General features: G+C 45.3%; 11 protein-coding genes. 1 reads left to right on the top strand and 10 read right to left on the bottom strand.

Annotation, left to right across the window (positions count from 1 at the left end; all coding sequences use genetic code 11):
- A partial coding sequence (locus tag L1D55_RS22415; RefSeq protein WP_239918908.1) for a transposase occupies positions 1-244 on the top strand: 244 nt, incomplete at its 5' end.
- A 109-nt stretch (positions 245-353) separates the two neighbouring features.
- Here L1D55_RS22415 and L1D55_RS22410 read toward each other — a convergent pair.
- From L1D55_RS22410 to L1D55_RS22365, 10 genes are all read right to left on the bottom strand, one after another.
- Entirely contained in the window at positions 354-713 is a 360-nt protein-coding gene (locus L1D55_RS22410; protein ID WP_239918907.1) for a DUF6559 family protein, read from the bottom strand.
- 60 nt (positions 714-773) lie between these two features.
- Positions 774-1,532 (bottom strand): vitamin B12 ABC transporter ATP-binding protein BtuD, encoded by a 759-nt coding sequence (gene btuD / locus L1D55_RS22405; RefSeq protein ID WP_239918906.1) that lies wholly within the window; start codon positions 1,530-1,532, stop codon positions 774-776.
- Entirely contained in the window at positions 1,519-2,514 is a 996-nt protein-coding gene (btuC, locus tag L1D55_RS22400) for a vitamin B12 ABC transporter permease BtuC (RefSeq protein ID WP_239918905.1), read from the bottom strand. The genes btuD and btuC overlap by 14 nt, the downstream gene beginning before the upstream one ends.
- A 134-nt stretch (positions 2,515-2,648) precedes the next feature.
- Complete coding sequence (locus L1D55_RS22395) at positions 2,649-3,677, bottom strand: succinylglutamate desuccinylase (RefSeq protein ID WP_004741837.1); 1,029 nt, start codon at positions 3,675-3,677, stop codon at positions 2,649-2,651.
- Positions 3,678-3,941: 264 nt separating this feature from the next.
- Entirely contained in the window at positions 3,942-5,738 is a 1,797-nt protein-coding gene (locus tag L1D55_RS22390; protein ID WP_239918904.1) for a M3 family oligoendopeptidase, read from the bottom strand.
- Positions 5,739-5,863: 125 nt separating this feature from the next.
- Positions 5,864-6,481, bottom strand: coding sequence for a histidine phosphatase family protein (locus L1D55_RS22385; protein ID WP_239918903.1), 618 nt, complete (start codon positions 6,479-6,481; stop codon positions 5,864-5,866).
- A 9-nt stretch (positions 6,482-6,490) separates the two neighbouring features.
- Positions 6,491-7,084, bottom strand: coding sequence for a bifunctional adenosylcobinamide kinase/adenosylcobinamide-phosphate guanylyltransferase (gene cobU / locus L1D55_RS22380; protein ID WP_239918902.1), 594 nt, complete (start codon positions 7,082-7,084; stop codon positions 6,491-6,493).
- 26 nt (positions 7,085-7,110) lie between these two features.
- Entirely contained in the window at positions 7,111-7,917 is an 807-nt protein-coding gene (locus L1D55_RS22375; protein ID WP_239918901.1) for an adenosylcobinamide-GDP ribazoletransferase, read from the bottom strand.
- Positions 7,917-8,945, bottom strand: coding sequence for a nicotinate-nucleotide--dimethylbenzimidazole phosphoribosyltransferase (gene cobT, locus L1D55_RS22370; protein ID WP_239918900.1), 1,029 nt, complete (start codon positions 8,943-8,945; stop codon positions 7,917-7,919). The genes L1D55_RS22375 and cobT overlap by 1 nt, the downstream gene beginning before the upstream one ends.
- A gap of 72 nt (positions 8,946-9,017) precedes the next feature.
- Positions 9,018-9,629 carry a flavin reductase family protein gene (locus L1D55_RS22365; protein ID WP_239918899.1) on the bottom strand — a complete coding sequence of 204 codons (612 nt, stop codon included), beginning with the start codon at positions 9,627-9,629 and terminating at the stop codon, positions 9,018-9,020.
- Positions 9,630-9,937: the final 308 nt, after the last annotated feature.

The following is a 9,937-nucleotide window of genomic DNA, read 5'->3' as shown; positions in this document are numbered from 1 at the left end:
GCTCTGGGAGGTATGGTGGGCACAAGTGCAAGAAAGTGGAATTAAGCCATTGAAAGAGTTCGCACGAAAACTGAGGCCTTATCTTCACGGTATTATTGGATCGGCAAGTTATCCGCTCAACACCTGCACATTGGAAGGGATAAACAACAAAATAAAGTTAATCAAGCGAATGGGGTATGGGTATCGAGATACAGACTACTTCTTCTTGAAGATAAAAGCGGCTTTCCCCGGAAAGCCGCGATGAACCTTATTTAATCGGTAGGGTTTAAAGAGTGGAGAATTTTTGACAAGGACTTGCTCGTCAAAATAACGATTTTAACGAGAACAGTAAGAGAGAAATGAGTGATATGGTTTTAGTAACGGCTATTCATGCCCATACGATGCGACATATCATCGTCCATGCGTCCGCCCTTCCAACCACTACCTCCCAGAAGATTCAGAATATCGCGTGCGTTGTAGTCCTCGCCAGCGAAGAAGTCATTCGACACATCTGTTCGTAGTAATTGAATATCGGTCGCCAATTCAGCATTGAGATCTTGTGGATCAGCAAACAGAGCCAAAGCAATGCGTTGTTGGCGCTTACTCAGGTCTTTAGAGCTGGTTTCTACTTGTCCGATAGAGAAAAAATCACGGCTTCCATAGCTCTTTACCATCTTGGCTGAAAGAAGCTTAATCACCTTTTTAATTCTACGTCGTTGAATGTATCGAAACACACAAACTCCTTATGTTTGAACACTTAATGTTTCTGGACAGTTGGTTGTTCAAAGATCCACTTACTCAAATATAAGGTAAGTTTGATCATCCACTGAGACACTTTTCACTTGAGTGTTGAATACAGACTCAAGTTGTTCTGGAGTCAGTACTTCGCCCGCAGTACCACAAGCTTGTAAAACGCCTTTGTCGAGCAGTAGCACTTGGTCGGCGTGTCTTAGGGTGCGGTTAAGATCGTGGTTTGCCATGATTACGGCGATACCCTTTTGCGCCACTCTTTCAATGAGCTTATAGAGTAACGCCTCTTGCGCAATGTCTAACGGTGCCGCTGGCTCATCTAATATCAGTAACTTCGCATATGGGTTAAGTGTTGGCCAAACTTGCAGACACATGCCCGCCAATCGAACCCGCTGCCACTCACCACCTGACAAAGCTTGGATTGAGCGATGAAGCTTATCCGCAATGTCGAGCATCTGAGTTATCTCTTCCAAGGCTGTGTTGATTTCAGTATCAAGCCCCTGTGACGAGCTTGGTAGCGATAATGCTAGGTATTGGAATACTTCTAAGTTGAAAGCCGGTCTTGCACTCTGACACAAGTACGCACGGTGCAATGATAGGTCCTGTAATGATAAGTCAGATAGGTCTTTCTCATCGAGCTTGATATCACCTTTATAGCTATCACCAATACCCGAAATAGCTTCCAGCAAAGTACTCTTACCACTGCCATTAGGCCCAATAACATGAGTCACTTGGCCCGGCTTGAGCTCAAATGATAGTGGTAATAAACGAGCGCCGACGCTCAGGCTCTTAATTTGAATCATGGTTTTTAATTAACATCCAAATGAAGATAGGCGCACCGATACTTGTGGTCATCACACCCAAAGGTAATTCTGCAGAATCGAGTAAAGTTCGTGCGCAAATATCGGCAAACACCAGCAGCGCAGCCCCCGCAACGGCAGACAGAGGCAGTAAATATTTGTTGTCGGTACCAATTGCTAAACGCAGTAAGTGTGGCACAACCAAACCAACAAAGCTGATTACACCGCCCAACGCCACTGCACAGCCTACCAAAATGGATACTGCGAAGATTAAGCGCCAACGTAACTTAGGCACATTCACGCCGAGTTGCGCCGCATGGGTCTCACCAATCATCAGTTTGTCGAGCTTGCTGCCTTGCAGACACAACCAGATAATCACGGGAATCATCACTAATGTCAGCGAATGTTGATACCAAGTCACGCCGCCTAAACTGCCCATTAACCAGTACATCAGCAGACGAAGGCTCATGTCATCACTGAAATAGAATGCCCATGTCACCATCGCGCCAGAAAGAATACCTAATGCTACCCCCACCAACAGCAGCTTGGTTGTGGTAAGCCGCATTGCTTTTACCATGCTCACCAGAATCACTGTGAAGCAGAGTGACCCTAACACCGCAGCGACCATGAAAAGTTCAGGGGTAGGAGCAAACGGCAAGAAGAACAACACAATCACCATGGCGAGGCTTGCACCACCAGAAATGCCGAGCACACCCGGCTCTGCTAATACATTACCTAACAAGACTTGTAAGCTTGCGCCAGATACAGCTAGCCCTGCCCCGATGGCAATAGCCGCTAGCAATCGAGGTAAGCGTAAATCAATCAGTAGTTTTTGTTCTAATGTGGACAAGGTGCCCAGAGGGGAAATGAAAAGATCGCCAACCATTAGGTAAATAGCACTCAGCGCGATAAGCAGTACTGCCATCAGATAAATGGCTCGCGTCCATTTACGCTGTTTTTGGTGAAGAAGTTGTTGGAAATCCATATCAAGCTACTTTGAAATTGTTCGCGTAACCTTACCTGTATCCCCAAATAAACTCAAGGTTCACACCGTAATGTGAACCTTGATATTTCAACCAGTTGAGCGGTTATTCAACGAAGCGTCAGCGCTTCTACTGATTAATCGTAAACCAACTGACCATGGTCGAATCGCGTTTCCACTTCACACACCATTAATGCTGCTCGTTGACCGATAGCAACATTCCGATTAGGGAACACCACCGCTTCGTTTTCGTTCTTCGCCATCAATGGTTTGTCACCATCATGACCAAAGACTTCACCGTGCTTGAAGGCAGTAAAGTTCTCTACAGAGTCTGAGAACATGAAGTCGAAATCATCATGTAAGCGAACAATAGTGCGGCTAACGCGATAAGTAATGGTTGGCTTAGGCAGATGCTCTGGCTCTACTTCCGCGATTAAATTACGCATGGCCAAATCAAAAGCGGTTAGTTTATCCAGTTGGTTCTCACCGATTCTCGCAACTTGCCCAAGTTCCATTGTCAGAGCTTGCGCTTCGAAGTTCTCAGCACTGTACCAGCTGAAAGTGCTGGTTGGTGCATTCGACAGTAACACGGCTTCAACGTGAGCACTGTTGATGAAGTCGAATAACTCTTTACTTCGTACTTCATGGCGAACCTTAGGGCTCACTGCAAATGAATAATGCTTAGATAAACGGATTGCACAGTGTAGATCTAAGTGCCAGCGAGTTGCTGGCTTGGTTTCTTTGTAAAACTCTGTCACCAGAAACTTTAAGTTCTGGGCAATATCCACTTCTCGATTACTTTCGTACTGTTTGTCATCAAACAGACGGTTCATATTCACATCAAGAAAACGGGTATGCGCGTTGGTTGCTTCTGGGTGAGCTATGATAAACAAGCATCTAGCGTTCACTGCCTGAAAGCCTGTTTCAATATCTTCAACGAGCTTATCAATCAGCTCCATTGGTGACGTTTCATCGCCATGTACACCGCTTGAAAAGATGATGTTCTTGGTTTCAGAATTGTAATCCGCGGGAATGACTTCCAATACACCACGTTGATGAAGCTTAATTTGAACACCGTTACTCAGTACGGTCTGTCCTGCAAACACTTCTTGCTCAAGATCTAGGCTGTCAAAAAGAAATGATTGGCGAAATAGGGTCTTCGTCATGCGCTACTCCTTAATTGCACGGCCGTATGTTAATAAATTGTACATAGAAATTGTGTTGCTAGGATCGCACTTATCAATAGAAACTCCGTTATCACTCACAAATACTACCCATATATTTATATTTCCTGCTTATTAACAAACCGAGGCCTGTGCCAAATAACTTTCTCATTTAAAGCGACTTTTCGTTACTTCAGGTTAGTTCAGCAAGATAAGAGCCACGTAAGCTAACACGACTCTGACCTACCATGAACAGATTGAGATCAATTAATCTTCCTGATTGAGCAATCTTTCAAATTCATCGATTTGAACTTTGACCATGTCGATACTTTGTTGCCAAAAATCGGCTTTAGTCAGGTCCATTCCAAGATGTTTTTGAACCACTTCTTCCGCCATCATGCTGCCTGTGTCTCGCAACAAAGACACATAGTCGCCATAGAACTGTTCGCCCTTCGCATCACGTTGAGCGTATACGCCTTTACTGAACAGGTAGCCAAATAGGTATGGGTAGTTGTAGAAACTCACTTGAGAAATACTGAAGTGTAACTTGCTCGCCCAGAAGTAAGGTTCGGCCTCAGTCATTGCATCGCCGTACCACTCTTTCCAAGTGCTTTCCATCAAGTCGCACAGTTGTTTAGCCGTCAGTTCACCTTTTTCACGCTGCTCATAGAACGCTTTTTCAAACTCAAAACGAACTGGGATATTCACCATCAAGGCTAACGAAGAAGAGAGTTCTTCCCATAGCATTTCAAGTTTCTCATTACGTGTTTGTGCTTGTTTAAGTAAATAATCGCGCACGATATTTTCAGCAAAAATAGAGGCGGTTTCAGCAAGCGTCATTGGGTAACGTGTCTTACACAACGGCATATCTTTCATTACCCAGTTGTGGAACGCGTGACCAAGCTCGTGTGCCAATGTCATTAAATCAGATCGGCTACCACTCCATGTCATAAACACCAGTGGTGTGCGTGTGGCCGCAAACTTAGTGCAATATGCGCCTAGACGTTTGTTGGCTGCTGGTGCGGCATCAATCCAACCATTCTCAACCATTAAAGCGACAAACTCAGCCATCTCTGGATTCACTTCAGCAAAAGCGGTTTTGATTACCTCTATCGCTTCGTCAAAAGGGTAAACCTTAGATTCAGTGTCACCCAGTGGTGGCATCGCTGCTAAGTGGTTCCAGGGCTTCATCTCATCCAAGCCGTGAACTCTTGCCATTAGTAGACCCGCTTTCTGACCTACTTCGCGATTCGCTTTAGCGACAGACATCATAGTGTCTAATGTTTCAGGCACGATGCGGCTGCCATGCAAGCTAGGATCTAAGAAATGTACATCGCTGATTTTCGAACGCTTTTTATTTTCAGTCAGGCGCCAACCTGCCAGCGCATTTAAGATCGAAGCAAATGACTCTTGGTGAGTCTTCATGGCACCCTGAACAGCGCGCCATGCTGGTTCTTGTTTGTCGAATTCACTGCCATAAAGTAAGCTCGCGGCTTGCGAGAAACCAAGCGCTTCTTCTTCACCATTAAGTTTTAGCGATAGTTTCAAAGAACCGGTTAGGTTGTCATACAAACGCCCCCATGCATCACGACCATCGACTTTCATCGCTGCTAATAACTGCTCTTCTGCAACGCTGAGTCGGCTGCTGGCTAATTTACGTGAGCTCTCAATCGCAAAGCGCTGGCCTGCAACATCTGCGCTCTCGTGTTCTAAAACAGCATCAATAAACTCGGGCTCTGCGTGAATCAAAGTATCTTCATATGGACTAAACGCTTGTGACATTTCAGAGTTCAGCTTTGCAACACGGCCAAGCAACGCTTTTGCTTCTGTGTGTGTTGCATCCACCGACGCGTGGCAATTAGCAAAGGTATTGATAGTACTAAGTAATGTGCCAGCCGTTTCTGAAGTTTGGATGGCATTTTGCATCGCCAAAATGATGTGGCGCTTTTCAACATGTAGGTGTAACAGCTCAATACACTGTTGAATCAGTTCAATGTCCTGTTCAATTTTTGCATCATCAAGACCGCGGTAAGCAATGCTTAAATCCCAACTAGGTGTTGTCATGACTAAATTCCTTTCACGTAGGTAGTAGTACCAATCTGGTACAGCGGTTATGGATACCGCCTTATACTTCTATCTTTTCTATTTATAGGTTTAATAAGTTGTTTGTTATAACTGTGCTTTAGCACTCAGAGTACAGGCAGCCCTATCGCTTTAACACTGATAAAGCTTTGCGCGAACTGAGTGACTTGAATATGGGTTATCGATGCATTCTCGATCGACAACTTTGAGTACAGACTCGGATTTTTCCAATCAATATCAAGGCAATGCGCCAATAACATACGAATAACGCCACCATGAGTAACCAACAATAGATTGTCACTTGGATCGTTCAAAAGTTGCGACCAAGCTTGAGTTACTCTTTCGTGGAAGCTCCGTAAACTTTCTGCACCATTGAGCTTATGGTTCGATGGGTCTTGCCAAAAGGTGTCGAGCATTGCCCACTTGTCTTCAAGCTCATCAAATGCGATACCATCCACTTCGCCAAAGTTCATTTCTTGAAATTCAGGAGCAACAGACAAAGGCACAGACATGCGCTCCGCATACAAATTAGCTAAGTCGTTGCAGCGCTTCAACGGTGAAGTAGTGACAGAGTCAACTGCTATATCCTGATGTACAAGAGCATCACAAATCTGTTGTTGAAGCTCCGGATTGACCAATACGTCAGAGACACCGTTTAGTGCAGCTTTCCCTTCCACTTTGCCATGTCTGAGCAAATAGATGTTTTTAGTGGTTCCATTGACCATATCAGTAACCTAGCCTTGGGCGTTGATAGAGTGATTTGAAGGCTTAAGGTGTAGTGGCAATCCCGCGGCTATCAGAGTGACATATTCGACAACGCGAGCGAGTGCTTGGTTCATGCGACCAGCATTATCAACAAATAAGCGCGATACTTTCCCTAGAGGAACAACCCCTAACCCCACCTCGTTCGATACCATGATGATCTGTGCTGGGCTATGCTCTACGCTTACAACCAAAGATTCAATCACAGCCTCAACCTGGGCATTAGTTGCATTATCACCCAGTTCGAAAATGATGTTATTGAGCCATAGTGTTAAACAATCAATCAGTACCACATCGTCTTTCTTGAATGACTGCAGTTTAGCGGCTAATTCGACAGGTACTTCATGTTCTATCCACTCTTCACCACGACGATCTTTATGATGAGCGATTCGCTCACGCATTTCATCGTCCAGATACGTAGCGGTCGCAATGTAATGCAAACGACCATTTGAACATGCTTCGAGCGCACATAATGCTTGTTGTTCTGCAAAGCTCGACTTACCCGAGCGTGCGCCACCTAAAACAAGATGTCGATGACTCTGATACGCTTGATTTTTCGTTGTCATGTATGGCCTATAATACCCTGAATACGTTACATAAAGCCGTTATAAAAACCCGCGGCAAACACGATGTAAATCAGTAGTTCCATTAACTGTTGAGCAGCGCCCAAGCAGTCGCCTGTGAAGCCACCGATTCGCGCGATGAGCCACTTTTTGAATCCCACCCTGAACACGTAAGCGACGAATGCCAATACACACGTAAACGCCAAACCAAACCACAAGCTCGGCAACAAACCAATCAGCATAAGAAAGACAAGTTCGCCCTTAGTTTGCTTATTGGCGAGAGGCTTGCTCTTGCTAGTATCCAAATCGCTGACATAAGGCATGTCGTAAATAAGGGATGCCGCAATCGCACGACTAAAGGTGTAACCCGTTACAATGACCATGAACAATCCGGCCATACTGACCAATTCATTCAACAGCACCCACTTACCAAGCTGCGCCATTATCAACGCAGATGCGCCATAAGTGCCAATTCGGCTATCTTTCATGATGGTCAAACGGCGTTCGAGCGTCATGCCACCACCAATGCCATCCGCCATATCGGTCAAGCCGTCTTCATGGAAAGCACCGGTGAGCATCAAGCTGAAACTCATCATCAAAAAGATGGCAATGGCACTTGGTAGTACAGCATCAAGCAATAAAAACACCCCACCGCACAACACACCGAGTAGTAAGCCAACAGTAGAGAAGTAGCGACCTGAGCGGTTCATACGCTCTTCTGAATAGGGCGTATTATTTGGCATCGGCAAACGAGAAAAGAAACCCATAGCTAACGAAAACAATTCCCATTGATAAGTTGCGCGATCTTTTAACGATCTTTCTGGCGTATCACCCATTAAACTGTGACTCCAGCGCTCTCAAAACTCGCCATATTGTTGTAAAACTCTGCCGCAGCTCGAAGGATTGGCATCGCCAGTGCTGCGCCTGTCCCCTCACCTAGCCTTAAACCAAGGTCGAGCAATGGCTCAGCATTGAGCAGGTCTAGTAAAATTTTGTGTCCAGACTCTTCAGAGCGATGCGCAAAGATCATGTAATCGCGACAGTTAGGCTCAATCAAGGTCGCAACATACGCCGCAACTGACACAATAAAACCATCGACCAATACTGGCGTTCTGTTTTGGTAAGCACCAAGGAAAGCACCCACCATTTGCACGATCTCATAACCACCGACTTGAGCTAAAATCGATTTAGGATCGAGCCCTTTACAGCGCGCAACACCTTGTTCAACCAGCGCCACTTTACATGCGAGTTGTTCGTTATTGATGCCGGTTCCTAAACCAACACACTCTGTCGCTGTTCGGTTTGCTAGCGCACTTAAAATCGCAGACGCGCTGCTGGTGTTGCCAATACCCATCTCACCGAACATGACAATGTTCGTGCCATTCGAAATGGTTCTAGATACAAGCTCCGCGCCCAGTTCAATACCACGTTCTACCGTTTCTAAACTCATTGCGGCTTCGTTGGCAAAGTTATTGGTTCGTGTACCCAAACGTTGTGACACTAGCATTGATGAATCAGCTTCAACTGGCAATAGGATGCCCGTGTCGACTACCGTAATGTCGATGTTGTTCACTGCACAGAAACAGTTGATCGCCGCGCCACCATTTAGGAAGTTCAAGACCATCTGTTGCGTGACGGCACTTGGCGCAATACTCACACCTTCGTCAGCGATGCCATGATCACCTGCGAATATAATGATGCTCGGCTTGTTCAATTCGATATGTTCGACCGCCGACTCTTGTCCTTGGCTCTGAATTAATGCTAATTGAAAGGCAACTTTTTCGAGTAAACCCAATGCCCCAAGCGGCTTAGTTTTTTGATCAATACGGTGTTGGATTTGCTGTGAGTATTTGGTATCTAACATAAAATTATTGGTACTTAGATTACAGAATGGGGTTTAGCGTTATTATCCGGTTGAAGCTCAATTGAATAACGCTTACTTAGGACGAGTTACAGAGAACACGTTGGATAGCGTGGCGTATTCACCACCACCTAGTCGAGATAAAGGATCCAGTGCGAGCGCATCTATCTTCAGGCGGTCGCTCTCTTTATCGATCACCTCTTCAGCTATATACACCTGCTCAATTTGCGCAAAGATAAGGCTTTGTGGCACTTCACCCACCTCTTTGACCTCGTAGAGTGTGCAACCAAAAGCCACAGCGCACTGCTTCACTCTCGGAAAGGAAAAACCCTCAAATTCAACTAATTCAATGTTATTCGCGGTTACTTCTGACTCATTATGCTCAAGAGTAGCTGCAGTCGCGGTCATCACTTCAGCTGAACTCGACGATGCAATATGTATAACTAGCTTACCCGTCTCATGGGCATTACGAGTGGTGTCTTTGATTTCTCCCGATGGCTTCTTCCCGACCGATAACATCAGCAGTGGCGGGTTACTTGAAACAGGCGTGAAATAAGAGAAAGGCGCTAAATTGTATTCTTGGTCAGCAGATTCCGTTAATGCCCACGCGATAGGGCGAGGGACAACGGTTTGCGTCATCAGGTGGTAAATCTGAGTAGGAGCGAGAGTATCTAGCTTGAGGTTCATAGCACATCCTTGGTCTATGGGGATTACGATTTAGTTTACGTGTTAAGCGAGGCTGTATCTATCGTTATATCAACTAAAGCGGAGAGGATGTTCTTAATTTAAGCAGTTTAAACCGACATTTTCTCAATTTGAGAATCAAAAAGACTAACAGATTGTACTTCGTTAGCCATGACAACAAAGAATCAATAACTTACGTTTTGGCACCCTTTATGCTTTATCTACAGTACTTGTTAATCTCTCCATTGATAAGTACCCATACAGTGAACACCCACACTGTTAGCTACAAAATGCAACACCAAGCAACACAA

The organism is Vibrio sp. Isolate22, from assembly GCF_022398115.1.
GTDB lineage: Bacteria > Pseudomonadota > Gammaproteobacteria > Enterobacterales > Vibrionaceae > Vibrio.
Note: the sequence above shows the minus strand (reverse complement) of the source record. Positions and strands in the feature narration are given on the sequence as shown.

Coding starts and splice junctions, on each gene's coding strand:
- btuC (WP_239918905.1), bottom strand. CDS start 2,514: ATGGATTTCCAACAACTTCTTCACCAAAAACAGCGTAAATGGACGCGA.
- L1D55_RS22375 (WP_239918901.1), bottom strand. CDS start 7,917: ATGGGTGATACGCCAGAAAGATCGTTAAAAGATCGCGCAACTTATCAA.
- L1D55_RS22385 (WP_239918903.1), bottom strand. CDS start 6,481: ATGGTCAATGGAACCACTAAAAACATCTATTTGCTCAGACATGGCAAA.
- L1D55_RS22395 (WP_004741837.1), bottom strand. CDS start 3,677: ATGACGAAGACCCTATTTCGCCAATCATTTCTTTTTGACAGCCTAGAT.
- cobT (WP_239918900.1), bottom strand. CDS start 8,945: ATGTTAGATACCAAATACTCACAGCAAATCCAACACCGTATTGATCAA.
- L1D55_RS22390 (WP_239918904.1), bottom strand. CDS start 5,738: ATGACAACACCTAGTTGGGATTTAAGCATTGCTTACCGCGGTCTTGAT.
- btuD (WP_239918906.1), bottom strand. CDS start 1,532: ATGATTCAAATTAAGAGCCTGAGCGTCGGCGCTCGTTTATTACCACTA.
- L1D55_RS22365 (WP_239918899.1), bottom strand. CDS start 9,629: ATGAACCTCAAGCTAGATACTCTCGCTCCTACTCAGATTTACCACCTG.
- cobU (WP_239918902.1), bottom strand. CDS start 7,084: ATGACAACGAAAAATCAAGCGTATCAGAGTCATCGACATCTTGTTTTA.